The sequence below is a fragment of the Cognatundibacterium rugosum genome, from assembly GCF_014284365.1.
In the GTDB taxonomy this organism is placed as follows: Bacteria; Pseudomonadota; Gammaproteobacteria; order Burkholderiales; family Burkholderiaceae_D; genus Undibacterium; species Undibacterium rugosum.
The window spans coordinates 1-24,669 of the sequence record NZ_JACOGG010000003.1 but is presented as its reverse complement, the minus strand read 5'-3'; the positions used below and the strand labels follow the sequence as shown (position 1 = coordinate 24,669).

The following is a 24,669-nucleotide window of genomic DNA, read 5'->3' as shown; positions in this document are numbered from 1 at the left end:
ATGCTCCTTTATTAAAAATCGGCTTACGGTGCGCTACTTGCCGCACCGCAGAATGCAGCGCCAGGCTTATGCGGCCAGCGCCTTGGTCACAACCTCGGCAACGTCCTTAGACAGCTTCTTGGCAGCCGCTACTTTTTCCAATGCGGCGTGCATTTTTTCCTGCAAATGCAAAGGGTATTTTTTCCAGCGATCCAGACTGCGTGCCAGGCGGGCCGCAACTTGTGGGTTAATCTTATTCAATGCAATCACCAGCTCAGCCCATAAGGCATAACCACTGCCATCAGCCACGTGGAATTGCGCCGGATTCGCATTACAGAAATTAAATGTGAGGCTACGCGCACGGTTAGGATTGCCCAGTGTGAAGGCCTTATGTGTCATCAGTTCCCTGACCTTAGCGACGTCGGTGGTATGTGCGGTCGCCTGCAGCATAAACCACTTATCAATCACCAGTGCTTCTTTCTTAAACTCTTTGTAGAAGTGCTGCAATGCTTTCGCCGCTTCTTTCTGCTGTTGAGGCTGGCCACGGAAATTACTGATACCTGCCAATGCAGCCAAACGATCGGTCATATTTTCTGCATCGTAAAACTGGGTTTTCGCAAGTTCAAAGGTGGACTCATCCACCCATTCCAACAGATAGGACAAGGCCAGATTTTTCAGGCTGCGTTTCGCCATCGATACCGCATCCGGGCTGAATTTGCCCGGAGTCAGGTGTTGTTCATAGGCGGACAGTAAATCAGCACGCAAATGCTGGCTGATCTGAGCACGTGCAAACTGACGTGCAGTATGAATGGCCTGCGGATCAACCACTTCAAATTCTTCTGCAATCATCGCTTCCGATGGCAAGGTCAGTACCAGCTCGCGGAAGGCCGGATCAAGCGTGTCATTATTGAGCGTGGCACGCAGCGCTTCGATAAACATACTATCCAGCGCCAGCGGCTCACCAGCCTGCACGGCTTTGGTCAGGCGTACCAAGCGACGGGTCGCCAGCCTTTGCCCCGCTTCCCAGCGATTGAATGGATCGCTGTCATGCGCCAGTAGCAAACCCAGCTCTTCGTCGCTGTAACTGATATTGAGCACGACTGGCGCAGAGAAATTACGCAGCAGCGAAGCAACCGGCTGCTCAATCACCTGAGTGAAGCGGAAAGTCTGGCTGGCTGCGCTCAGTTCCAGTACCAGGCTATTGACACCTGCCTGCGCTTCATAGCCTTCACAATGCAAAGGCATATCCTGACCTGCACTGTTCAGCAAGCCCATCGCAACCGGAATATGGAAAGGCAGTTTTTCAGGCTGACCCGGCGTTGCCGGACAACGTTGGCTCAATGTGATTTCATAGGTTTGCGCAGCAGCGTCGTAGTGCGTTTGCACATCGACACGTGGTGTACCAGCCTGACTGTACCAGCGTTCAAACTGAGTCAGGTCACGTCCATTCGCATCCGACATCGCGGCACGGAAATCATCGCATTCCACAGCCTGGCCATCGTGGCGTGCAAAATACAGGTCCATGCCCTTGCGGAAGCCATCATGACCGAGCAAGGTGTAATACATACGTACGACTTCCGAACCTTTTTCGTAAATCGTCACAGTATAAAAATTATTGATTTCCACGAAGGAGTCAGGTCGCACCGGGTGCGCCATCGGTCCTGCATCTTCGGAGAACTGTACCTGACGCAATACACGTACATCTTCGATACGTTTCACGGCGCGGCCGGTGCTTGTGCCAACCAGATCAGCAGAAAACTCCTGATCGCGGAATACCGTCAAACCTTCCTTGAGCGACAACTGGAACCAGTCGCGGCAAGTCACGCGGTTACCCGTCCAGTTATGGAAGTACTCATGTCCGACCACAGATTCTATGCCCGCATAATCAATATCGGTGGCGATACTTGGGTTGGCCAGTACATACTTGGTATTGAAAATATTCAAGCCCTTGTTTTCCATCGCGCCCATATTGAAGTCACTGGTCGCCACGATCATGAAGCGGTCCAGATCCAGTTCCAGTCCAAAGCGCTCTTCATCCCAGCGTATACTGTTTTTCAGGGAATCCATCGCATGCTGGGTCTTATCCAAATTACCCTTCTCCACCCAGACCTGCAGCAAGACTTCGCGGCCCGAACCCAGCTTGTATTTCTCTTCCTGGCAAACCAGGCTACCCGCCACCAGGGCGAACAGATAAGACGGTTTCTTGAACGGGTCTTCCCACTTGGCGAAATGACGTCCATCACCCAGATCACCCTGCTCAATCAGGTTGCCGTTACCGAGCAAGACCGGGAATTTCTTTTTATCGGCACGTAAAACGACGGTGTATTTAGCCATCACATCGGGACGATCCGGGAACCAGGTGATTTTACGAAAACCTTCTGCTTCACATTGCGTAATGAAATTCCCGTTGGAAGCATACAAACCCGACAAAGAGGTGTTTTTAGACGGTTTGATCAGCGTTTCGATTTCCAGCACGACCTCATCCGGCGCATTGGGAATGCGCATGGTTTCGCCATCTATCGTATAAGCGGATTTTTTCAGATTCACGCCATTCAGACGTAATTGCAGCGTCTTCAGTTCGGCACCGAACAAAACCAGATCTTTTTCGGCACTGTCAGGGTTACGGCGCATGGTCAGGCGGGTTGCCACATGCGTAGCATCGAGATCTAAATCGAAGCCCATTTCTACGGTGTCGACCCAATAACCGGGCGCAACATAGTCTTTGCGGAAAATGGCTTGTGGAGTCGCTGCGGTATCGTTACGCATATGCTGGCTGTCTCGTGAAAAAAGTTAGAATAGCAAAGCCCTGCTGTTCAGGCTGGACACTGGCGGCGCTGCAGGCAGCTTTCGCCCTGAGGCCGCATCTGATGTCTGAGGCGACCTGAGCCCATATCTGACGGGCAAAGGACGCACTTACTGCCTGAGAGTCAAGCGCTTTGATCAGAGCTGCATTTTACCAATACCAGACCTGATCAAGGCAATTTGCATTGAGTTTCATAAAGCGAAATGAAGAAAATTCGGGAAAGTCCGCTGTTTTTGCCGCAAATAGCGGCTGTCTTGCCATCGCTCTGCAAACACGCTGACATTGCGTGGCGCTCACGATTGCTGGTAACGCCTCGCTGATTACAAAACGAAACGGAACAAAACCCCGCCTGGGGCTATCATAGTAATACGCATGTTGATGCGCGTAATCCGGAGAAAATCATGAAACAACTGTTACGTCCCCTTTTATTACTTGCTTCGGCACTGATACTGAGCGCCTGTGCGACCACCTTCAGCAGCCAGGTCAGCGTTTTTCAGGAATGGCCTGCCAACCAGGGTAAATCGTATATCGTAGAACGCGCCCCGGCTCAGGAAAACAATCCTGAGTACAAATTCTATGAAGAAGAACTGCGCAGACAACTGGATGCCAAAGGATTTCAGCCGGTTGCCACTGGCGCTGTACCGCAAGTGAAGGTCGCCATCATCTATGGCAGTAATCTGAGTGAGGTGCAATTCACAGGCTTTGGACATCCGGCTTTATATGACCCCTTCTGGAGTCTGCACTTCCGCCGTGGCTATTTCTATCGCCCTTATTACTTCGCAAGCGATCCTTATTTCCCATTACGTGCCTCGGATCTGAACCTGCGCCGCTATTATCTGCATCAGCTGGAAATCAATATCTCCGATGCTGTCACCAATAAAAAACTGGCTGACATCCGCGCCTCCACCGAGCAACTGAGTCCACAGATTTCGCTGTACATGCCTGACCTGATCGAAGCCGCACTACTCGGTTTTCCGCAAAAAAATGGCAGCACGACTCAAGTCGAACTGCCATCCAAAAAATAACAGCGTTTGCGGCTCTGGCCGCTACGCCTGTTTTCGCCTGATGATCAGGCCGGTGGGTCGCGCAGGGCTTCAACCAGCGCGCGATCCACGATAGAGCTGGCAGAAATCAAGACTGCATCACCATGTCGGAACTGGGTAATCAGCTCGTCGCTGGAAATCGAAAATGAGTCATGTCCCAGGCGGCTGGTGAAAATATAGCGGGTACGCTTAGGACTGACCCAGGCCAGTTTGAAGCGGGTCGTGACATCGGTGCTGTTGGTAAAATCAACCCATACGCCGCGCTCCAGTTCATCCACCAGTTGCAGCCATTCATCCGGCGCCTGATCCCCCTGATCCAGCACATGCCGGTTCAGACGTTTCTCACTGGCGCGTTGCGCAATATTGACTGCAATTTCCAATTGACGACGCGGTGACAATTCCAGTGGTGCGCGCGCAATGGCAGCATGGCGTTCTGCGAGTTTGGAAAAAAACAGCACACGGTCTGGTTCATCCCATTTAATCGCGTTCAGCCAGGCATTGAGCAAAGTCAGCATAGCGGGCAGCTTGCTCACCAGCTCTTTACGCTCTTCCGAACTGTTCTTGGGCTTCAGGCTCCAGATCAGATCATCCATGGTTCTGAGCGCATTTTCCAGCGCGTTCGGCTTCTCTTCCTTGACGTTATGCGCAATGGTCAGAATGCGTATCCATTGATTGCGCAAAAAATCTTCCAGAAAGCCAGCTACTTCGCCGGTTTCAACCCGGATTGCGACATCGTTTTCAGCAAACTCGCGCGCCAGCCGCATTTTTTCCTGTTTCAGGGCGAGCGCCACCGGCTCAGAAATCGCTTCCTCTGCCTGTTGTTCCTCTTCTTTCAGAAACGCTTCCAGGTCCGCCACCACATCAGAAAACAGGTCAATCTGCTGATCAAATTCCTGCTGTACGCGTTCGACCACGCCTTCTATCATTTGATATAAAGGATCTTCCGGCGTCGCCTCGCTGCCTAATAGCACACTGGATTTGGCCAGCGTATCAATCAATACACGCGCCGGATGACTGTCTTTAAAAAAGAAGTCTTTATCCATCAATGCCACTTTTAAAGTGGGTATCTGTAACTGTCCTATGAGCGCTTTGATATCGGATGGAATACTCGGATCATTAAACACATAATCGAAAATACGCGCCAGCAGTTCTATCGTATTCTGATCAATATGCGTCAGCTCGCTGCTATTGGCCTGCTGACTCAGCTGACGCAGATAAATACCCTGTCCACTCTGGCTTGCGGCTTGCTGCTGACGTTGCAAACTGGTCAGGTAATCAAAAAACTGGCGATCTATGGTCACCATCTCGGCACCGGACGCACCAAAGGGCGACGCTGACATTCCCTGCTCCTGCATGTCATGTGCCAGCTCCGGCCTGACATGACCCGGCTTGGGCGAGAAAATATTTCTGAGTTTATTTTCCAGATAAGGATCGGTGGACTCCAGATCTTCACGCCGGCTGAAACGTCCGCGTTTTTTACTTTCGCGCTTGGCCTCATCGATATCGACCAGAACACCACGTTCTATAAAGGCCTCATTCAAACCCTGATACACATTTGCCAGCTGCAAAAAAATTTCGGGTTGCAACAGGCGCAGTACCAGATGCTGGCTTTCCTTATTGCTGTCGAATTCTTGCCAGGCTTGCAGAAATGCAGAAATAAACACTTCCGGCCGGAATGGATTTTGCGAGACGCTGATCGGTGTGCGCCGGAGCACATGCCCGATACGGATATTCAGCGCCACCAGATGATCAGCATTATTGACTTCCAATGCCTTCGCCAGGTTCGTGGTCAATACTTTATTTTCCATCTCTTCAAACGTCACCAGTGAGATATCCTGCGCCTCACCCGCCTCTTTGAATTTTTTCCGTGTATTGACCACGCTGACTTCTTTGGCCAATGCCGCATTAATCTGCGACGCCACAATGCGGTAAAAACTGGTGTGATTGCGTTTCAATAACTGATAGGTTTGAAAGCTATTGGCTGCTTCGTCCGGCCTGACATTTTGATCCGATACCTTAAACAAGGCCTGCGTCAGACGGGAAGCAAAAGCCTCAAGCTGGGATGACACCAGATTGGTCGCCACTGGTACCAGACTTTGCAGCAGCAACAAGCGGCTGGAGTTAGAAAACTCATTTTTTTTGGCGATATGTAAAGGAATGGTGTCCATAAATTCAATTCAAAATTGCTCTGTACTACGCGGTCTGCGCTACCCGGCCCGCCCTGCAAAACCCATGCGGGCTCTGGCCATGACCGTGACCAGCGTGAGTCGCATCAACGCGAATAGAATGCTTCGGATGCGACGGTAATTGCGACGACTGTCAGCACAGCCAGAAATAAGACTATCAGCAAACGCCCAAACTGGGGTTTTTCTTCCTCATCATCTTCAAAATGCGGCTCGGCCATCACAACTCCTCTCTGATTTAGCGGGATAGTCCGGACGCCCGGGACGATGCCGGTAATGCGGACAATTCGGGAAAAACACGTTCAATTCCTGCTACGGTATGATCAGGCTCGAGCCTGTCGTTTTTCTGGCTTCCAGTTCGCGGTGTGCCTGCGCCACATCAGCCAGCGCATAGCGCTGCCGCACATCGATTTTAATTTTACCGCCCTGCACCATAGAAAACAGCTGTGCCGCCATATGCTCCAGATCGGCACGCTGCGCCGTATAATGCAAAAGGCTGGGGCGGGTGATGAACAGAGAACCACGTGACGCGAGTTCCGACAGGGAAAAATCCGGTACTGGTCCTGAGGCATTACCAAAGCTGACCATCATACCTAACGGCGACAGGCAATCCAGTGATCCTTTAAAGGTTTGCTGACCGATGGAGTCATAAACAACGGGCACACCTTTGCCGTCCGTGATTTCCCTGACCCTGTCCACAAAATTCTCTTTGTTGTAATTGATCACATGGGCACAACCGTGGGCTTTGGCCAGTTCTGCCTTGTCATCGGAACCGACTGTTCCTATCATTTGCACACCCATCGCACGCGCCCACTGACAGGCAATCAGGCCTACGCCGCCGGCTGCGGCATGGAACAAAATGGTTTCACCACCTTGCAAATGAAAAGTACGGTGAAACAGATATTGCACCGTCAACCCCTGCAACATCATGGCGGCAGCGGTCTCAAAACTGATTCCCTCTGGCAGCCTGACCACATGTGCGGCGGGCATGACACGCGCTTCGGCATAAGCACCATTCGGACGTGCCGCGTAAGCCACCCGATCGCCCACTTGTAAGCCGTTTACATCCGGGCCAACCTGTTCAATTACACCAGCGGCTTCCATACCCAGTCCGGCCGGCAATTCCTGCGGATACAAACCGGTTCTGAAGTAGACATCAATAAAATTTAAACCACAGGCGTGATGGCGAACCAGTATCTCCCCCGGTCCCGGCGTACCCAGCTCCACGTCCTCGTACGCCATCACTTCCGGACCACCGGTACGGTACATACGGATTGCCTTCACCATCACGACCTCCCTATTTTTTGGTTGATAACAAATACATACCACTCAACACCAGCGCCGTCCCCAGTAATTGCCAGCCAGTGACAGGTTCAGCGAGCAACCATGCCCCCATCAACAACGTTGAAACCGGGCCTATCATGCCAGCCTGAGAAGCCGTGGCGGCACCGATGCGCTTGATCGCCATCATCGTCAGAAATACCGGCAACACCGTACAAAACAAGGCATTGAACAATGACAGATAAATCACGGTGTCAGGTTGATTCCACACAGAAATTGGCCGAACTGCAAAACATTGTGTAATGCATGCAACACTGGCGATGCACATCGCATACGATACCAGCCGTAAGGTACCGAAACGCACCAACAATTGCCCTGACTGCATCAAATAAGCTGCATATGACACTGCCGCCCCCAGCACCAGGGCTGCCCCTAAAACAACATGCTCCGCGCCCCAGTGCAAGTCATGCAAAAATACCAGCACAATGCCTGAGTAACTGAGCAATAAAGCGCCCAACTCCAGTCGTGTTACTTTACGCTGATACAAAATCAGTGAGAAAAATAATACAAAGCTTGGTGTCAGAAACAGAATCAAACGCTCCAATCCGGCACTGATATATTGCAAACCCAGAAAATCCAGAAAGGAAGACAGGTAATAACCAGTCAGCCCCACTAAGACCAAACGCCATTTTTCGCCCTTAGTGAGGCGCAAGGGCTGGCGCATCTGCATGATCGCAATGACAGCAAACACGGGCAATGAAAATGCCATCCGGAAAGCGATTACGGTAACAGCATCCAACTGGTAGCGGTACAAGAGTTTTGCAACAATTGCTTTCGTGGAAAACAGGACAGCGCCTGCAATCGCCATCGCAAGCCCAGATAAATAATTCCGTCTGGAAATAATGTGTGAAGAAGTGGTGTTCATACCAGTCATTGTAAGCGCTATCCATGCTGCGCTGAAAACAAGCTAACTAGCGCCAATCTACAAAGATGTGTAGATAATGCGCAGGTAAACAGCTGCCATCCGTGTGTTACAGATGGCACCGGCCACACATCAAGCGTGCTGAGCGCTATCAGAAAATTCAAGCAATCCACGCTGCAACATACCCCTTGCAAGACGCGTACATTTGCTTACAATTTATACGCGAATTCCCGCTGTTTGGAGGGAACTTTATGACGCCAGCCAACTATGCACTGCACCAGACACCAAACCAGACAGGGCGCCTGATCAGGAAATCCACGATACAACAACTTTGCATCTAATCAACATTTCATCTCTGAGTACAGGATTTGGAAATGTTCTCTCAGGGCGATATGGTAGAATGCTGCCCTTCAATATCTAAAAAGCCAGGCAAATCAGCCACCTTTGCGTGTGCAAATGCCGATTCAGGAAAGAGCGATCATGGCAGGACATAGTAAATGGGCCAATATCAAGCATAAAAAAGCTGCGACCGATGCAAAACGCGGCAAAATCTGGACCCGTCTGATTAAAGAAATTACCGTTGCAGCCAGAATGGGCGGCGAGGATATCAACTCCAATCCACGTCTGCGTCTTGCGGTTGAAAAAGCAGCCGATGCCAATATGCCGAAAGAAAACGTCTCGCGTGCGATACAGCGCGGCGCTGGCACGCTGGAAGGTGCGAATTACGAAGAAGTGCGTTACGAAGGTTATGGCATAGGCGGCGCGGCCATCATCGTCGACTGTATGACAGACAACCGGGTACGTACCGTTGCGGAAGTACGCCATGCCTTCAATAAATTCGGCGGCAATATGGGCACGGAAGGTTCCGTCGCCTTTTTGTTTACGCATTGCGGACAAATGCTGTTTGCGCCAGGCACTGATGAAGACAAACTAATGGAAGCCGCGCTGGAAGCCGGTGCAGATGACGTGATTACCGACGATGAAGGCGGTATCGAAGTCGTTTGCGCACCGTTCAGCCTGTCTGACATCCGCTCCGCACTGGAAGGCGCCGGTTTCAAACCGGAAGTAGCCGAAGTCACCATGAAGCCGAGCACAGAAACCGTATTCACCGGCGACGATGCGATCAAAATGCAAAAACTGATCGACGCGCTGGAAAATCTGGACGACGTACAGGAAGTTTATACCAACGCCATCATTGAAGAATAATATGAAAATTCTGGTTGTCGGCTCAGGGGGCCGCGAACACGCTCTTGCCTGGAAACTTGCTCAGTCTGAGCGGGTACAAACTATTTTTGTGGCGCCGGGCAATGGCGGCACAGCAACGGATGCCCGTCTGAAAAACATCGCCATCAGCGATCCGGCCGCGCTGGCAGACTTCGCTGAACAGGAACATATTGCGCTGACCGTGGTTGGCCCGGAAGTGCCACTGGCAGCAGGTATCGTGAATATTTTCCGAGCCCGCGGCCTGAAGATTTTTGGCCCGACCAAAGAAGCCGCACAACTGGAAAGCTCTAAGGATTTCGCTAAATCCTTTATGCAACGCCATCATATTCCGACTGCCGAATACCAGACCTTTGCTGACTTGCAGGCAGCTCATGCCTATATCGACGCCAAAGGCGCGCCTATCGTGATTAAGGCTGATGGCCTGGCCGCCGGCAAAGGCGTGGTGGTTGCAATGGATTTGCATGAAGCACATGCCGCAGTCGACATGATGCTGTCCGACAATAAGCTCGGTGATGCCGGTGCACGCGTTGTGATCGAAGAATTCCTGGCAGGCGAAGAAGCCAGCTTTATCGTGATGGTCGATGGCAAACACATTCTGCCACTGGCCACCAGCCAGGATCATAAGCGTTTGCTCGATCAGGATGCGGGTCCGAATACCGGCGGTATGGGCGCCTATTCCCCGGCCCCTATCGTGACGCCGCAATTGCATGCTCGCGTGATGCGTGAAATCATCGTGCCGACAGTACAAGGTATGGCCAAAGATGGCATCGTATTCACTGGCTTTCTGTATGCGGGCCTGATGATCGATGATCACGGCAATCCTAAGACACTGGAGTTCAATTGCCGCATGGGCGATCCGGAAACCCAGCCTATCATGGCGCGCCTGAAAACCGATCTGGTGCAAGTGATGGAACATGCAGTCAACGGCACACTGGACAGTGTGGAGCTGGAATGGGACCGCCGCACCGCCATGGGTGTCGTAATGGCAGCCGCGGGCTATCCGGATGCACCGCGTAAAGGCGATGTGATCAGCGGAATTCCGCCGGAAACCGCGGATAGTGTGACTTTCCATGCCGGTACCAGCCTGAACGACAAAACCCTGCACAGCAGCGGTGGCCGCGTATTATGTGTGGTGGGTCTGGGTGATACCGTCAAACTGGCGCAGAAACATGCTTACGACGTGGTGGAAAAAATTCACTTTGATGGCGCACAATATCGCCGCGACATAGGCTGGCGCGCGTTAAACCGCAAACACTGATACGTGACGGAGTGTGTACTCCGTGACTCACCTGGATGGGTTGGACGCAGTCCAGCCCGTCTTGCTTTTTAACCCAGATATTTCCAGGCACAACCTAAGCAATCTGATGACGGATACGATGACACATACGATGACGGATACGCAGGCAGTCAAGTCTTACTTCTTGTCCTTACAAGCTAACATCGTGCAAGCGCTGGAAGCCGTCGATGGCAAGGCTTTTCTCACCGATAGCTGGGAACGCCCGGAAGGTGGCGGCGGTATTTCGCGTGTGATCGAAGAAGGTCAGGTATTTGAACGCGGCGGCGTCAATTTTTCTCATGTGATGGGCAATAACCTGCCACCATCCGCTGCGGCCAGCCGTCCGGAACTGGCAGGTCGCAAATGGGAAGCGATGGGCGTTTCGCTGGTACTGCATCCGCGCAATCCCTACGCGCCAACGGTACACATGAATGTACGCTTCTTCACGACCCATGCAGAAGGCAAGGAAGCAGTCTGGTGGTTCGGTGGCGGCATGGACCTGACGCCCTATTACGGATTTGAAGAGGATGCACGTCACTTTCACCAGACCTGCAAAATCTCACTCTCACCATTCGGCGATGAACTGCATGCGCGCTTCAAAAAATGGTGTGATGAGTATTTTTATCTGAAACACCGCAAAGAAGCACGTGGCGTTGGCGGTATCTTTTTTGATGATTTTAACCAGCTCGATTTTGAACAAAGCTTTGCGATGACGCGCAGTGTCGGTGACGCTTTCATCCCGGCCTATCGCCCTATCCTTGAAAAGCGCTGCGGACTCGCCTATGGTGAACGGGAGCGTGACTTCCAGGCTTATCGCCGTGGCCGTTATGTAGAATTCAATCTGGTGTTCGACCGCGGCACGCATTTTGGCCTGCAATCGGGCGGACGCACAGAATCCATACTGATGTCGATGCCACCTATCGTTAAATGGCGCTACAACTGGACGCCGGAAGCCGGTAGTCCGGAAGAACAACTGAGTACCCATTTTCTGGCGCATCGGGAATGGGTATAAACCAAAGCGAACCACGTCTGCTGGTATTGGGCGGCAGCTTTGATCCGGTGCATGCCGGTCATCTGGCGCTTGCACACAGTCTGTGTCTGCAACTCAGACCACAACAGTTAAGAATTATCCCGGCAGGACAGCCGTGGCAAAAAAGCGCTCTGACGGCTACATCAGAGCAAAGAGTCAGTATGCTGAAACTGGCTTTTGAAACATGGACCCTCTGTCCGGTCATCATCGACGAACAGGAAATCCAGAGAGCAAAGCAGCAGCAAGTCAGTTACACCATAGACACGCTGCGCGCTTTGCGGCAGGAATCAGGCAGTCAGGCATCCATTAGCTTTGCGATGGGTGCAGATCAGCTGCAGAACTTACATACCTGGCGGCAGTGGCGCGAACTGTTTGGCCTGGCTCATCTGTGTGCGGCAGCCCGCCCCGGATTCAGCCTGGAGATAGCCGCACCGGAAGTAGCACAGGAATGGAGATGCAGGGCGAGCAGTGCACTCACCATACAGAACACCCCGTGTGGCGGGAGTTTTCTGGAGCCGGATCTGGCGGTGGATGTGTCAGCGACCCAACTGCGCGCAGGATTACATCAGCATAACCCGACAATGAGATCACTAGTTCCTCACAAGGTGCTAGACTACATACAACAACATTCAATTTACTGAAAAAATGGATATTAAAAAATTACAAGCCCTCGCCGTTGATGCCCTCGAAGATGTTAAAGCGCAGGACATCCAATTGTTCGACACGGTTCACCTGACCAGCCTGTTTGACCGCGTGCTGATCGCTTCCGGTACGTCTAACCGTCAGACTAAGGCGTTAGCGGCTTCGGTACGCGATAAAGTCAAAGAAGCCGGCGGCGAAATCGTCAGCGTGGAAGGCGAAACCACCGGTGAATGGGTACTGGTTGATCTGGGCGACATGGTCGTGCACATCATGCAGCCAGCGATCCGCGCTTACTATCGTCTGGAAGAAATCTGGGGCGATAAGCCAGTCAAACTGGGCGCAGCTAAACGCACCACCAAAAAAGTCAGCGAAGATGCTGAAGACAAGCCTAAGCGCGCACCGCGTAAAACGGCGGCTAAAGCAGCTCCGGTAGAAGTTACGCATGACATGATGGCGATCCAGACGACGCTGGACGACGAGCCTAAAAAGACGCGTAAACCACGTACCGTCAAAGCGGCTGATGCAGAAGCCAAACCGGCACGTAAAACTGCTGCGCCTAAGGCTGCTAAAGTACCGACCGGTGCACGCGTCAAAGTGGCAGCAACAAAAACAGCAACTGCTTCTGCCAAAGAAGCAGCAGCCAAGCGTCCACGCAAAAAAGCGGCTGAATAAGCTGCGCTGCTGCGAGGCGGCACATGCCTGCCTCGCAAATCCCGACAATGGCTGCCCTGGGCAGCCATTTGTTTGTCAGTGATCTTTCACGCAAAACAGCTATGCAATTGATAATCGCGGCCGTAGGCCACAAAATGCCGGACTGGATAGAAACCGGTTTTCAGGAATATGCCAAACGTATGCCGCCTGAATGTCGCATCCATTTAAAAGAGATTAAACCTGTCGAACGCTCGGGCAGCAAAACAGCTGAAACCGTAATGGCGCTGGAAAAAGCCAAAATTGAAGCCGTCATCCCTAAAAATGCACGTGTGATTGCAATGGATGAACGTGGTAAAGACTGGACCAGCGTCGCGCTGTCCCAACAACTGACGCACTGGCAGCAGGACGGGCGCGACGTGGTTTTTGTGATCGGTGGTGCCGATGGCCTGGATGCCGAATTTAAAGCCAAAGCCGATACTCTGGTGCGCATCTCCAGCCTGACCCTGCCACATGGCATGGTACGTGTTTTGCTGGCAGAACAGCTTTACCGCGCCTGGTCTATCACGCAGAATCATCCCTATCACCGGGTTTGACGACAAGCGCTGCAAAACCACTGGCCGGTCCCGAATTCCTGCTACATGAAAGTGTAAAAACTATGTCAGAAAACCGCATTTATCTTGCATCCAAAAGTCCGCGCCGCAAAGAATTACTGCAACAAGTCGGCATCGCCTATGAAGTTCTTCTGCTGCGTGATGCCCCGCCACGTGGCCCGGATGTCACTGAAATTGTTTTGCCCGGCGAAAAACCGCAGGCCTATGTGGCGCGTGTGACGCAGGAAAAAGCCGACATGGCCTGGAAAGTCATCCAGTTGCGCGGCTTGCCGCAACGTCCCGTGCTGGCGGCCGATACCACGGTGGTGCTGGGTGAGCAAATTCTCGGAAAACCAGCTAACCGCGACGCCGCCATTGCCATGCTGAGCCAGTTAGCCGGACAAACCCATCAGGTATTAACCAGCATCGCTGTGCGTTCGGCACTGGGCCTGCACACCGTCACGCAATGCTCAGACGTCAGCTTTGCAGCCATGAATCAGGCTGAAATTGCAGCTTACTGCGACACCAGCGAGCCCTACGATAAAGCCGGTGGCTACGGCATACAAGGGGCTGCAGCACGCTATATCGCAAACATACGCGGCAGTTATTCTGGCATTATGGGCTTACCCATTTTCGAAACATGTCAGTTGCTGGAAGCAGCTGGCGTTCGCACCACCACAGACAGGTCATTATGAGCGAAAACCTCCTCATCAACATCACTCCGCAGGAAACCCGGGTTGCCTTGATTTTTCAGGGTGCAGTCCAGGAATTGCATATAGAACGAACCTTGTCGCGCGGTCTGGTCGGCAATATCTATCTGGGCAAAGTCGTACGTGTGCTGCCAGGCATGCAGTCAGCATTTATCGATATTGGTCTGGAGCGTGCTGCGTTCCTGCATGTCGCCGATATCTGGGATGCAAAACCTCAGGAAGGTAGTACTGCGCAAGGACCGACGCCGATAGAAAAGCTGTTATACGACGGCCAGGCGATTACCGTGCAAGTCATCAAAGATCCTATTGGCACCAAGGGTGCACGCCTGTCGACCCAGATTTCTATCGCAGGACGCATGCTGGTGTTTTTACCGCAAGATACCCACATCGGCATCTCTCAAAAAATTGAAAATGAGACGGAACGCGAAGCCCTGCGCAGCAAAGTACAAAGCTTGCAGCAAGCCGATGAAAAAGGTGGTTTCATCGTACGCACCATGGCGGAGGATGCTTCCGATGAAGATCTGAAAGCCGACGTCGATTACCTGCGTCGCACTTGGTCTACCATCACCCAGCTGGCCAAGACTCAGCCGCCGACGACCTTGCTGTATCAGGATTTAAATCTGGCGCAGCGCGTGTTACGCGATTTCGTGAATGAAGAGACCAGCAATATCCAGGTTGATTCGCGTGAAAATTATCAGATGCTGCTGGAATTTGCTCAACACTACATGCCTTCAGTGCTGCCGAAATTGCAGCATTACACGGGCGAACGTCCGCTGTTTGATCTGTATGGTGTGGAAGAAGAAATTGAACGCGCGCTGGGCCGACGCGTCGATCTGAAATCGGGTGGCTACCTGATCGTCGATCAGACCGAAGCAATGACCACCATCGACGTGAATACCGGCAGTTTTGTCGCCGGCCGCAATTTCGATGACACCATCTTCAAAACAAACCTGGAAGCGGCACACGCGATTGCGCGCCAGCTCAGACTGCGTAATCTGGGCGGTATCATCATCCTCGATCTGATCGATATGGAGAATGAAGAGCACCGCAACGCCGTGCTGGCCGAGTTGAATAAGGCCTTGTCACGCGACCGTACCAAACTGTCGGTATCCGGCTTCTCAGCCCTGGGTCTGGTCGAGGTCACGCGTAAACGCACACGTGAATCGCTGGCCCATGTGTTATGCGAAACCTGCCCTGCCTGCAGCGGCAAGGGGCAGGTCAAAACCGCGCGCACTATCTGCTATGAAATCCTGCGTGAACTGCTGCGCGAAGCCAAGCAATTTAACCCTAAGGAATTCCGTATCATGGCTTCGCAAGTAATCGTGGACATGTTCCTGGAAGAAGAATCGCAACACCTCGCCATGCTCGGTGACTTCATCGGCAAGCCGATTTCTCTGCAAGTCGAAACCATGTTCCATCAGGAGCAGTACGACATCATTTTGATGTAAGTGACAGCAAGCTAAACCACACCGTGGCAGCGCTATGCGCTGCCCCTTAGCGAGCTTAGCTGCCTGGCACTCAGCCCTGCTTCAGCAGCCATTGCTGCACAACTACACGTGTCACTTCGGCGATGATATCGCTGCGCGTTTCACTGTCTTTTTTCTTACGGCTGGTATAAATCGCAAGTACAAACGGCGCGCGTGATGGGGGCCAGACCACTGAGATATCATGCGCGTTTCCATAGTCACCGGTACCGGTCTTATCACCAACAGTCCAGCCTTGCGGCAAACCCGCACGGATACGTGTATTCCCTGTAGTATTCCCGATCAGCCATTCTTTGAGTAGTTGTCTTTGCGGCTCGGTCAGCGCACTACCCAACACCAGTTTATGCAGGCTGTTAGCCATCGCTGACGGGGTGGAGGTATCGCGTAAATCACCCGGCAACGCGTTGTTAAGTTCGGTTTCCCAGCGATCCAGCCGGAATGTGTTATCCCCTATACTGCGCATGTAGGTGGTGAGCTCCGCTGGGCCACCCAGCTCGCGCAGCAAGAGATTGGCGGCCGTGTTATCGCTGGTTTGTATGGTCGCTGCACATAAATCGGCAATGCGCATACTTCCATCTTGATGCTTTTCTGTAACCGGTGAATAACTGACCAAATCCTTGCTATTGAGCGTAACTTCACGCTCCAGTAAATCCGTATCCTGACTGCTTTTATGCAGAATCGCGGCACCCAGCATGGCTTTAAACGTACTGCAAAATGCAAAGCGCTTTTCGCCCTGATAACTGAAGTGACGCCGCGTTTGCGTATCGAGCAGATACACCCCTATCGATCCCGAAAAACTCTTTTCCAGTCTGGCTAACTCCTGACGACTAGCCATCAACGGAGAATCATTCAGCGCCCAGGCTGGCAAGGCCATCCCCAGCGGCGCAGCTGCCAGCCAACCCATCCACTGGCGACGTTGTTCATTCAATTTCATACTTAGCTACCACATTCTTTTTACTCATTGCTGTTTGGAGTCACAGCACAGAATTTGGTTCCCCCCTTCCATGATCACCACTGCGTACCAGCAAAACGTTGCACCAGAAAATCCAGCAAGGCACGCACTGCAGGCGACAGGTGACGACGCGAAGGATACAGAGCGCTGATGGTAAAACTGGGCAACTGCCATTGCGGCAGTATTTGCTGCAAGCGCCCCTCGCTAAGTTGCTGACTGACCAGATAAGTGGGCAGCATGACGATACCGGCGTCGGCCAGCGCCGCCTGCATCAGAGTGGTGGCATCGTTAGCGGTGAAACGACTGCTGATGTTGAGCGCCAGATGCTGTTCACCCTGACTGAGTTGCCATGGTGATTTGGCGAAACTACTATGACTCAGACAGCGATGCTGCAACAAATCCTCAGGATGCAAGGGCTTGCCCATGTGCTGCAAATACGCCTGGCTCGCGACCAGCACCGAGTCGCACTGCGCCAGCGGGCGCGCGATCAGCATGGGGTCAGGATCGCTGCTGATACGGATCGCCAGATCGATGCGCGACTCCACCAGATTCAAGGCACCATCGCCCAGACTCAAATCAATCTGCAAACGCGGATGCAATTGTAAAAAGGCGCTGACCGCGGCTGCTAACTGCGCAAACGCAAACGAGACACTGGAGGTCAGGCGCAATTGCCCATGCAACTCGCCATCTGGCCTGGCCGTCTCTTGCTGCAAGTCCTGCATCATCACCAACATTTGCTGACTGCGGGCCAGGCAGCGTTCTCCCGCGTCGGTCAAACTGACACGGCGTGTCGTTCTTTGCAACAGGCGCGCATCCAGCCACTCTTCTAACTCTTCCACATAGCGGGTGACCATCGCACGCGACATATCGAGCTTGTCAGCAGTAGCGCTGAAACTGCCACTGGCCGCTACCTCGGTAAATACCTGCATCGCCGTCAATCTGTCCATGCTGCCCCCCACTGGTTTGAATTCGCACGTTTTTTGAAACAATGATGCGCATTTTAAGGGATTTATCGTGCAAATAGAGCGCTATACACTGGCATCAGTTTCAAAAAACCTTGAATACAACTAACAGCAAATATTAAGCAGATCTACCAACGCTGCATCCTCTTATTGAAAAAGGAAACCAACCATGTTACGTCAGACTTTGATCGCCGCCACCATCGCCCTTACCGTTAATGCTGCACAAGCAGCCCAGGCTGAACAGGCTTTGCAAGTGCGTGTGTATAACGCCGATGCCAAGAGTTTCAACGTCAATTCCACCCTGATCACCGGTGAAAAAGAAGCGATGGTGATCGATGCCGGTTTCACCCGTGCGGACGCGCTGCGTATTGCGGCCAATGTGCTCGACAGCGGCAAAGAACTGAAAGTGATTTTCGTGAGCCAGGCAGATCCGGATTACTACTTTGGTGTGGAAACGCTCAAGCAATATTTCCCGCAGGCTCAGGTATTGGCGACGCCAGCAGTATTGGAAAAGCTGACATCCAAAGTCGCTGCGAAAGTCGCTTTCTGGGGCCCGAAAATGGGTGTCAATGCACCGGTCAAACCTGTGTTGCCAGTTGCGTATACAGCAAATACGCTGACGCTGGATGGACAAACCATAGAAATCCGTGGCAACGAGGGCCTGCTCGCGCATCGTCCGTATCTGTGGGTACCGTCTATCCGCGCCATAGTGGGTGATATCGGTGTGTTCAACCATATGCATGTATGGACCGCAGATACTCAGAGCGTGGCAGAGCGTCAGGCCTGGATCGCCCAGCTCGACGAGATGCAAGCGCTGAAACCGACACTGGTCGTGCCTGGCCATATGCGTGCAGGCAGCGCTTTAGATGCAAGTGCTATCAGCTACACCAAAACCTATTTGCAAAAGTTTGAGCAATTTGCAGCCAAATCAGCCAACAGCGCAGAGCTGATCCGTCAGATGCAGCAAGCTTATCCGGATGCAGATGGTGCGCTGTCGCTGGATATCGGTGCCAAGGTCACTAAAGGCGAAATGAAGTGGTAATTCAGGACGCAGTCAAACTTCAGCGATTAGCGTTCGCCTCCGTGTGACTGGCAATTCCTATGAACACAGCAGCCGCCCCATACATCAGCCGGGAAGCTGCTGTCCCCTTAGCGGAAGTCCCATTAGTGAAGCCCATTTAGTGAAGCCCCTTTGGCTGATTACGCAATTCCAAATACCTTAACCCCTGTCGGAAAGTTTGCGATGAACACCTCAAGCAATGCACCACACACTGCACAGCATCTGGCACTGGTACGCAGCACTTACGAAGGACGCAACGCAGCAGAAAATGCGCAGCGTCTGCGCGATGCGGTCACCAGCGACATACGTTGGACTGAAGCCGCCGGTTTTCCTTATGCCGGTACCTATATTGGCTGGGATGAGATACAGCAGCATGTGTTCGCCCGCCTGGCTAGCGAATGGCAAAATTACCGCGTCACGATAGAGCAGTATTTTGCTCATCAAGACCAGGTCGTTGCGATTGGCACTTATAGCGGTATCTATCTGAAAACCGGACTACCATTCAGCGCCCGCGTTGCGCATTTGTGGACCCTGCGCGATGGCCGTATCAGCGCCTTCGAGCAAATCGTCGACAGCGCAATGGTATGGCGCGCGATGAAGTGAGGAAGAGAACGCGTTCAGCCTGACGCCGCTCTGTAGAATGCAAAAAAACGCACTGTGAACTCCGCAGCGCGTTTCGTTTTTTACTGATTTGTGGTGATTTTGTCTTGACCAGGTGCGACACGAACGGGGCCCGGTCATCAGCCTCTCTGTTCATCTCTCAATTCACGACGCAGGATTTTGCCCACATTGGTTTTCGGCAGTTCAGTGCGGAATTCTATGTATTTCGGTTTTTTATATCCCGTCATCTGCTCTTTGCAATAATCCATCAACACATCGACTGTCAGCGCCGGGGCTTTTTTCACTACGAATAATTTGACTGCTTCACCGGAAGCTGCATCCGGCACGCCCACGCATGCACATTCGAGTACACCCGGATGCGCAGCCACCACCGCCTCCACCTCATTCGGATAAACATTGAAACCGGACACCAGGATCATGTCTTTTTTACGGTCGACGATGCGCACGAATCCACGCGCATCCATCGTACCGATATCGCCGGAACGGAAATAGCCATCGGCAGTCATTACTTTGGCTGTTTCATCGATGCGGTTCCAGTAAGCACGCATGACTTGCGGACCACGGATCGCAATTTCACCCGGCATACCTGGTGCGACTGGCTGGCCTGCATCATCCAGTATCGCCACCTCGGTCGATGGCACCGGCAAGCCTATGGTGCCGGAAAACTGCTTTGCATCCGGTGGTGTCAGCGTGGCGGTAGGCGAAGTCTCGGACAAGCCGTAACCTTCGAGGATAGGTTTTCCTGTCAGTTTTTGCCAGCGCTCACTCACGCTTTGCTGTACTGCCATGCCACCGCCGAGCGTGATCTGCAATTCAGAAAAATCCACCTGTTTGATGTCAGGATGATTCAACATGGCATTAAACAGGGTATTCACGCCGGGGAAGAAATTCACTTTGTGCTTGCTCAGCACCTTCAAAAAGCCTGCGATATCACGCGGATTGGGAATCAGGATATTCATCGCGCCCCAGCGCGCACCCATCATCATGCAGGCATTCAGCGCCAGGATGTGATACAGCGGCAGCGCACACACCGTCGTCCAGGGCCGGTCTGCAGGCAAGCTTTGTAACGCGGGCTGCGACCAGGCATCATTCTGCAGGATGTTGGCAATCACATTCCTGTGCGTCAGCACCGCGCCTTTGGATAAGCCCGTCGTACCGCCGGTGTATTGCAGGAAGGCGATGTCCTCATGTGTTTGCAAGGGCTTGAGTAAATGCAACCCCTTTCCCTCTTTCTGCACCTGGGTAAAACTGACTGCACCAGCTAACTGAAATGCGGGCACCATTTTTTTGACGTGCCTGACCACAAAATTCAGCAGATGTCCTTTCAGTCCCGGATGCAGATCGCCCATACTGGCAACGACGATGTGGCGCACAGGGACTTGGCTCAGGACTTTTTCCAGCGTATGCGCAAAATTTTCTAATATCACGATGGCTTCCGCACCGGAATCGCTGAGCTGATGTTCCAGTTCACGCGGCGTGTACAGTGGATTCACATTTACCACGGTATATCCGGCGCGCAGGATACCAGCCACGCACACAGGGTAATGCAGTACGTTGGGCATCATCACTGCCACCCGCGCACCAGGTGCCAGGCCACGGCTTTGCAACCAGGCGCCAATACGGGCGGAAAACAGATTCAGGTCACGATAGCTGAGCCGCTGCCCCATACACAAATAGGCATCACGAGTCGCATAGCGTTGAAATGATTCTTCCAGTAAGGCGGTCAACGATGTGTACTGACTGGTATCGATCTCGGCCGGCACACCGGCGGGATACGAGGACAGCCAAGGCTGGTTTTGTTGCATAGTGGTCTCCGTTTTTTTTATTAGGTCAAGCTAAGCCTGGTCAGTTATCGCTAGTTTGACTTAGTCACAAGCATAATTTACCTTAATTTTATTTGCTTACCCCACTTGCTTTTACTGAATTGCAACAATTTCACCGCCACAAACTTTAATTCTGGAAATCTTTACACCATCCTATACAATGCCCGGCTACCGCTTCTAACTCCGAACGATTATGCAAGATACCGAACTACGCACAGCGCGTGACCATTGGGCAGATATCGCCAAAGGTATAGGCATACTGCTGGTGGTGTATGGCCACGTGGCGCGTGGCGTATTCAATGCAGACTTAGGCATGGATGCAGGCTGGTTCCGGCTGATCGATAATTTGATCTATGACTTTCACATGCCGCTGTTTTTCTGGCTGTCCGGGCTGTACTTACTGAGCTCGCTGCAAAAATACGGCGCTGGCGGCCTGATCCGCAGTAAACTCGACACCCTGATCTATCCTTATCTGGTCTGGTCGCTACTGCAGGGTAGCGTAGAAGTCTTCCTGTCGCGCTACACCACCAGCCAGACCAGCATGGCGGAGGTGCTGCGCCTGTTCTGGCAACCACGCGCGCAATTCTGGTTTTTGTACGTGCTGTTCATCGTGTTTGTGGTGGCGGTACTATTATTGCAGCGCCACCCAGCCCGCCTGAAGGCCGGCCTCCTGCTCGCATTGGCGGGCTGGTGGGCACAAACCCAATGGCAATTGTTATTCCCATTCGATTTTGTCGCGTCCTTTTTACTGTTCTTCCTCGCAGGCACGCTATTTCAGCAATACCGCTCACTATTCCGGCAACATGCACTCAGCGCGCTGTTAATCAGCGGGCTGAGTTTTAGTACGCTGGCCTGGTTTTATCACAGCCAGTTAGGCCTGCATTATGACAGCAACCACTGGCTGAAACTGCCACTCAGTCTGAGCGGCATACTGCTGGTGATCAGCGCCTCCATGCTGTTGGAGCGCAGCCACACCGGCCAACCCGGTCTGCGCACGCATCTCACACAAGCACTGCTGCTATGCGGCAGCTACTCCATGCCCATCTATCTGATGCACATCCTGGCCGGCAGCGGCATACGCATCGTGCTTAAAAAAATATTCCACCTACAGTCCGCCCAGTTACACCTCCTACTAGGCTGCCTGTTTGCAGTGCTGTTACCGGTACTGTTTTATCGCCTGCGCGAACGGCAAGGATTTCAGTGGATTGGTTTGCTGTTTACTGCGCCGCGCTGAGTCTTAGCTCAACAAATAGCGTGCATTGCGATGCGCCGCATGCATTAGCTATTGTCACCAGGTTTTTTCAAACCACAGCCCGCCCTGTCGTAAGGAAAAACGCCAGCTTCCGCTAAACGCTGAAAACTCAAATAAAGCCGATCTGAAACGCTATCGACACAGTCATGTGTAACTAGGTAGCTGTAAACTTCATCCGCATACGGTGCATCGTGAAGCGCCCTCCTTAGGATTGCACCTTACCGCGTTGCACCATTCAGACAGTGGCAGTCAATATGCCTGCAAAGCATTTCAGGGCAAGCTCAAGGAATTCGGCATGGTTTGCGCCATGAGTCACAAAGGAAATTGTTGGGACAACGCGCCCACCGAGAGCTGGTTTAACAACTTCAAGAATGTGCGTTATCATGGAATTCGATATGCAAGCCGTGATGCAATGAAGGCAGCGAGCTTTGCATATATTGAGGTGTTTTATAGTCGAACACGGCAACATTCAACATTAGGCTATCGTTCGCCAGTTCAATATCTGGAGGACTGGATGAAGAAACAAAATCAAGAGAATTTGGGTGCATAACTTTCACCTGATAGTGAACTAATTACCGAGAGAAGCTCAGTCTTAAATACCATGATCAGCCATGCCAAATCAGTCTACGCGGTTCAATATGTGTATGGGCAGCAGCACACCTTGGATTATTTGGTTTCCACGCACGACCATCCCTATTGGATTGAGGGACAGGGTTGGACAGCAGCAGAGTCTTTGCGTGCTGGGCAGTCTGTTCAACTGGCCGATGGTAGCGCGGCGAAGGTCATTGGCGCAGCGCAGATATTCACAACGCAGATACCAAACGTTGGCGTTGCCCGTGATATCGACAATGCGTGGGAAGTCACTCTGGATTTGAGTCAGAATGAAATCACACTGATTGATAACAACGACTATGATTTGCCGACTTTAGAGAGCCAGCAAGAGTTTGCCTCGCCTGTATTTAACTTTGAAGTAGAGGATCTGCATACCTACTATGTTGGGGAGATTGGGGTTTGGGTGCATAACTCGAATTGCCAGGAAGAGAGTGTTGGCGGTGCGATTACAAAAGATATTGCGAAGGAAAATCTCTCGGAAGCTTGTTTTGTTGCAGGTACATTGGTGCACACGAAGGAAGGTTTGAAACCAATCGAGGAAATTGAGGTTGGTGATTGGGTGATGACGAATGCTGAGGACTCCGTTATGCCGAAGCTTCAAGTAGATGCACAGGATCCAATATATCGTCAGGTTATTGAAACGTTCGTCACTGACGATATGCCAATTGTTGAATTGCGTTATGTGCAACCCGATGGAGAATATGGTTACTTGCAGGTAACGCCAAGTCATCCGATTATGGTGAAAAAACATGGCTGGATGGCAGCTAAAGACTTAAGGTACGGGCATGTCCTGATGTTGGGTTATTGGGGTAATGTTATTCTAGGTAAGAACAAACCAATCAATGGGACGGCGCGAGTTTACAATATCAAAGTCGACGAATTTCATACCTATTTTGTGGGCAAGTATGGTGTGTGGGTGCACAACTGCGGTCATAACGTTGAGACAGTCACCCATCTTCCGGAACTTAAGGCCGTAAGGCATAAGCCTTTGGTAGGGCGCATCAAGATGCGCCGTATGGAAGCCTGAGTAACATGTGGGACATTTAAATTCCTGCTAATCTTCTTTGTTTTTTTGTTATGCTTCCCTCTTCGGCAGCTGAAGAGAAAACAGCACCTAGGACACATCGCGATGCGCCGCATGCATTAGCTATTGTCACCAAGTTTTTTCAAACCACAGCCCGCCCTGTCGTAATGAAAAACGCCAGCTTCCACTAAACGCTGAAAACTCAAATAAAGCCGATCTGAAACGCTATCGACTCAGTCATGTGTAACTGGGTAGCTGTAAACCTCATCCTCATACGGCGCATCGTGATGCGCCCTACTTTAGGATTGCACCTTACCGTGTTGAGCTGAGTATCGGGGCCAGAAATCTGCTGCTAGCTTTTTACGTCGCTTGATGTGCCGGACCGCCATAAAACAAAGAGCAAATTCATTGATTTTCTGTAAGCGCCCGGTCATCACAGGTTGACCGGTTCTGATATGGATGATGGAAATTATTGAGCAAGCTTCCAGTTGTGTGGCAGTAGTTCGCCGATGCGGCTGAATGGTTGCAATGGTAGCCTTTCCAAT

General features: G+C 52.1%; 23 protein-coding genes. 14 read left to right on the top strand and 9 right to left on the bottom strand.

Features of this window, described 5'->3' with window-relative positions:
• Positions 1-66: 66 nt before the first annotated feature.
• Entirely contained in the window at positions 67-2,745 is a 2,679-nt protein-coding gene (pepN, locus tag H8K47_RS03315; protein ID WP_186880022.1) for an aminopeptidase N, read from the bottom strand.
• 438 nt (positions 2,746-3,183) lie between these two features.
• Between pepN and H8K47_RS03310 the strand changes: the two genes are divergently transcribed.
• Entirely contained in the window at positions 3,184-3,807 is a 624-nt protein-coding gene (locus H8K47_RS03310) for a DUF4136 domain-containing protein (protein ID WP_186880021.1), read from the top strand.
• 44 nt (positions 3,808-3,851) lie between these two features.
• Here the strand turns inward: H8K47_RS03310 and H8K47_RS03305 are convergent, their stop codons facing one another.
• The 4 genes from H8K47_RS03305 to H8K47_RS03295 all read right to left on the bottom strand — a co-directional run bounded on the left by H8K47_RS03305 (position 3,852) and on the right by H8K47_RS03295 (position 8,223).
• Complete coding sequence (locus H8K47_RS03305; protein WP_186880020.1) at positions 3,852-5,993, bottom strand: DUF1631 family protein; 2,142 nt, start codon at positions 5,991-5,993, stop codon at positions 3,852-3,854.
• Between the two features lie 104 nt (positions 5,994-6,097).
• The gene (locus tag H8K47_RS18485) at positions 6,098-6,229 is read right to left on the bottom strand and encodes a hypothetical protein (protein ID WP_268895141.1); all 132 of its coding nucleotides are present in this window, start codon (positions 6,227-6,229) and stop codon (positions 6,098-6,100) included.
• A 91-nt stretch (positions 6,230-6,320) separates the two neighbouring features.
• Complete coding sequence (locus H8K47_RS03300) at positions 6,321-7,295, bottom strand: quinone oxidoreductase family protein (protein ID WP_186880019.1); 975 nt, start codon at positions 7,293-7,295, stop codon at positions 6,321-6,323.
• 10 nt (positions 7,296-7,305) lie between these two features.
• Positions 7,306-8,223 (bottom strand): DMT family transporter, encoded by a 918-nt coding sequence (locus H8K47_RS03295; RefSeq protein WP_186880018.1) that lies wholly within the window; start codon positions 8,221-8,223, stop codon positions 7,306-7,308.
• A 468-nt stretch (positions 8,224-8,691) separates the two neighbouring features.
• Here H8K47_RS03295 and H8K47_RS03290 point away from each other — a divergent pair, with 468 nt between their 5' ends.
• The 8 genes from H8K47_RS03290 (at position 8,692) to rng (ending at position 15,782) form a co-directional block, all read left to right on the top strand.
• Positions 8,692-9,417, top strand: coding sequence for a YebC/PmpR family DNA-binding transcriptional regulator (locus H8K47_RS03290; RefSeq protein WP_186880017.1), 726 nt, complete (start codon positions 8,692-8,694; stop codon positions 9,415-9,417).
• A 1-nt stretch (position 9,418) separates the two neighbouring features.
• The gene (gene purD, locus H8K47_RS03285; protein ID WP_186880016.1) at positions 9,419-10,693 is read left to right on the top strand and encodes a phosphoribosylamine--glycine ligase; all 1,275 of its coding nucleotides are present in this window, start codon (positions 9,419-9,421) and stop codon (positions 10,691-10,693) included.
• Positions 10,694-10,811: 118 nt separating this feature from the next.
• Positions 10,812-11,723, top strand: a complete 912-nt coding sequence (hemF, locus tag H8K47_RS03280) for an oxygen-dependent coproporphyrinogen oxidase (RefSeq protein ID WP_186880015.1) — start codon at positions 10,812-10,814, stop codon at positions 11,721-11,723.
• A complete protein-coding gene (gene nadD, locus H8K47_RS03275) occupies positions 11,714-12,382 on the top strand; it encodes a nicotinate (nicotinamide) nucleotide adenylyltransferase (protein WP_186880014.1) in 669 nt (222 codons plus the stop codon). The genes hemF and nadD overlap by 10 nt, the downstream gene beginning before the upstream one ends.
• Before the next feature lie 4 nt (positions 12,383-12,386).
• On the top strand, positions 12,387-13,055 hold the full coding sequence (gene rsfS / locus H8K47_RS03270; protein ID WP_186880013.1) for a ribosome silencing factor: 669 nt from the start codon (positions 12,387-12,389) through the stop codon (positions 13,053-13,055).
• Positions 13,056-13,156: 101 nt separating this feature from the next.
• Positions 13,157-13,627, top strand: a complete 471-nt coding sequence (gene rlmH, locus H8K47_RS03265; protein WP_186880012.1) for a 23S rRNA (pseudouridine(1915)-N(3))-methyltransferase RlmH — start codon at positions 13,157-13,159, stop codon at positions 13,625-13,627.
• A gap of 62 nt (positions 13,628-13,689) precedes the next feature.
• Complete coding sequence (locus H8K47_RS03260; protein ID WP_186880011.1) at positions 13,690-14,319, top strand: Maf family protein; 630 nt, start codon at positions 13,690-13,692, stop codon at positions 14,317-14,319.
• Positions 14,316-15,782: a ribonuclease G gene (gene rng / locus H8K47_RS03255; RefSeq protein WP_186880010.1), complete on the top strand. Its 1,467-nt coding sequence runs from the start codon at positions 14,316-14,318 to the stop codon at positions 15,780-15,782. Before H8K47_RS03260 ends, rng begins: the two co-directional genes overlap by 4 nt.
• A 70-nt stretch (positions 15,783-15,852) precedes the next feature.
• Here rng and bla read toward each other — a convergent pair whose 3' ends face one another.
• Both bla and H8K47_RS03245 read right to left on the bottom strand, forming a co-directional pair.
• On the bottom strand, positions 15,853-16,752 hold the full coding sequence (gene bla, locus H8K47_RS03250) for a class A beta-lactamase (RefSeq protein ID WP_186880009.1): 900 nt from the start codon (positions 16,750-16,752) through the stop codon (positions 15,853-15,855).
• Between the two features lie 74 nt (positions 16,753-16,826).
• On the bottom strand, positions 16,827-17,717 hold the full coding sequence (locus H8K47_RS03245; protein ID WP_186880008.1) for a LysR family transcriptional regulator: 891 nt from the start codon (positions 17,715-17,717) through the stop codon (positions 16,827-16,829).
• A 184-nt stretch (positions 17,718-17,901) separates the two neighbouring features.
• Here H8K47_RS03245 and H8K47_RS03240 point away from each other — a divergent pair, with 184 nt between their 5' ends.
• Together H8K47_RS03240 and H8K47_RS03235 are read left to right on the top strand one after the other, a co-directional pair.
• On the top strand, positions 17,902-18,774 hold the full coding sequence (locus tag H8K47_RS03240) for an MBL fold metallo-hydrolase (RefSeq protein ID WP_186880007.1): 873 nt from the start codon (positions 17,902-17,904) through the stop codon (positions 18,772-18,774).
• 201 nt (positions 18,775-18,975) lie between these two features.
• Positions 18,976-19,395 (top strand): nuclear transport factor 2 family protein, encoded by a 420-nt coding sequence (locus H8K47_RS03235; RefSeq protein WP_186880006.1) that lies wholly within the window; start codon positions 18,976-18,978, stop codon positions 19,393-19,395.
• Between the two features lie 137 nt (positions 19,396-19,532).
• Here the strand turns inward: H8K47_RS03235 and H8K47_RS03230 are convergent, their stop codons facing one another.
• The gene (locus H8K47_RS03230; RefSeq protein ID WP_186880005.1) at positions 19,533-21,218 is read right to left on the bottom strand and encodes a long-chain-fatty-acid--CoA ligase; all 1,686 of its coding nucleotides are present in this window, start codon (positions 21,216-21,218) and stop codon (positions 19,533-19,535) included.
• Between the two features lie 211 nt (positions 21,219-21,429).
• On the opposite strand from H8K47_RS03230, the gene H8K47_RS03225 reads away from it, so the two are divergent.
• The 3 genes from H8K47_RS03225 (at position 21,430) to H8K47_RS03215 (ending at position 24,127) form a co-directional block, all read left to right on the top strand.
• Positions 21,430-22,470: an acyltransferase family protein gene (locus H8K47_RS03225; protein WP_186880004.1), complete on the top strand. Its 1,041-nt coding sequence runs from the start codon at positions 21,430-21,432 to the stop codon at positions 22,468-22,470.
• 202 nt (positions 22,471-22,672) lie between these two features.
• Entirely contained in the window at positions 22,673-23,038 is a 366-nt protein-coding gene (locus H8K47_RS03220) for an IS3 family transposase (protein WP_186880003.1), read from the top strand.
• Between the two features lie 51 nt (positions 23,039-23,089).
• A complete protein-coding gene (locus H8K47_RS03215; RefSeq protein WP_186880002.1) occupies positions 23,090-24,127 on the top strand; it encodes a polymorphic toxin-type HINT domain-containing protein in 1,038 nt (345 codons plus the stop codon).
• 296 nt (positions 24,128-24,423) lie between these two features.
• On the opposite strand, the gene H8K47_RS18160 is transcribed toward H8K47_RS03215, so the two are convergent.
• The coding region (locus H8K47_RS18160; protein ID WP_222612722.1) for a hypothetical protein at positions 24,424-24,669 on the bottom strand (246 nt) is incomplete at its 5' end.

What these genes read in the sequence shown, in the direction of transcription:
- nadD (WP_186880014.1), top strand. Translation starts at nt 11,714, where the DNA reads ATGGGTATAAACCAAAGCGAACCACGTCTGCTGGTATTGGGCGGCAGC.
- H8K47_RS03225 (WP_186880004.1), top strand. Translation starts at nt 21,430, where the DNA reads ATGCAAGATACCGAACTACGCACAGCGCGTGACCATTGGGCAGATATC.
- H8K47_RS03230 (WP_186880005.1), bottom strand. Translation starts at nt 21,218, where the DNA reads ATGCAACAAAACCAGCCTTGGCTGTCCTCGTATCCCGCCGGTGTGCCG.
- rsfS (WP_186880013.1), top strand. Translation starts at nt 12,387, where the DNA reads ATGGATATTAAAAAATTACAAGCCCTCGCCGTTGATGCCCTCGAAGAT.
- H8K47_RS03260 (WP_186880011.1), top strand. Translation starts at nt 13,690, where the DNA reads ATGTCAGAAAACCGCATTTATCTTGCATCCAAAAGTCCGCGCCGCAAA.
- bla (WP_186880009.1), bottom strand. Translation starts at nt 16,752, where the DNA reads ATGAAATTGAATGAACAACGTCGCCAGTGGATGGGTTGGCTGGCAGCT.
- H8K47_RS03235 (WP_186880006.1), top strand. Translation starts at nt 18,976, where the DNA reads ATGAACACCTCAAGCAATGCACCACACACTGCACAGCATCTGGCACTG.
- H8K47_RS03215 (WP_186880002.1), top strand. Translation starts at nt 23,090, where the DNA reads ATGATCAGCCATGCCAAATCAGTCTACGCGGTTCAATATGTGTATGGG.
- H8K47_RS03310 (WP_186880021.1), top strand. Translation starts at nt 3,184, where the DNA reads ATGAAACAACTGTTACGTCCCCTTTTATTACTTGCTTCGGCACTGATA.
- rng (WP_186880010.1), top strand. Translation starts at nt 14,316, where the DNA reads ATGAGCGAAAACCTCCTCATCAACATCACTCCGCAGGAAACCCGGGTT.
- H8K47_RS18485 (WP_268895141.1), bottom strand. Translation starts at nt 6,229, where the DNA reads ATGGCCGAGCCGCATTTTGAAGATGATGAGGAAGAAAAACCCCAGTTT.
- H8K47_RS03245 (WP_186880008.1), bottom strand. Translation starts at nt 17,717, where the DNA reads ATGGACAGATTGACGGCGATGCAGGTATTTACCGAGGTAGCGGCCAGT.
- H8K47_RS03300 (WP_186880019.1), bottom strand. Translation starts at nt 7,295, where the DNA reads ATGGTGAAGGCAATCCGTATGTACCGTACCGGTGGTCCGGAAGTGATG.
- H8K47_RS03240 (WP_186880007.1), top strand. Translation starts at nt 17,902, where the DNA reads ATGTTACGTCAGACTTTGATCGCCGCCACCATCGCCCTTACCGTTAAT.
- H8K47_RS03305 (WP_186880020.1), bottom strand. Translation starts at nt 5,993, where the DNA reads ATGGACACCATTCCTTTACATATCGCCAAAAAAAATGAGTTTTCTAAC.
- hemF (WP_186880015.1), top strand. Translation starts at nt 10,812, where the DNA reads ATGACACATACGATGACGGATACGCAGGCAGTCAAGTCTTACTTCTTG.
- pepN (WP_186880022.1), bottom strand. Translation starts at nt 2,745, where the DNA reads ATGCGTAACGATACCGCAGCGACTCCACAAGCCATTTTCCGCAAAGAC.
- rlmH (WP_186880012.1), top strand. Translation starts at nt 13,157, where the DNA reads ATGCAATTGATAATCGCGGCCGTAGGCCACAAAATGCCGGACTGGATA.
- H8K47_RS03295 (WP_186880018.1), bottom strand. Translation starts at nt 8,223, where the DNA reads ATGACTGGTATGAACACCACTTCTTCACACATTATTTCCAGACGGAAT.
- purD (WP_186880016.1), top strand. Translation starts at nt 9,419, where the DNA reads ATGAAAATTCTGGTTGTCGGCTCAGGGGGCCGCGAACACGCTCTTGCC.
- H8K47_RS03290 (WP_186880017.1), top strand. Translation starts at nt 8,692, where the DNA reads ATGGCAGGACATAGTAAATGGGCCAATATCAAGCATAAAAAAGCTGCG.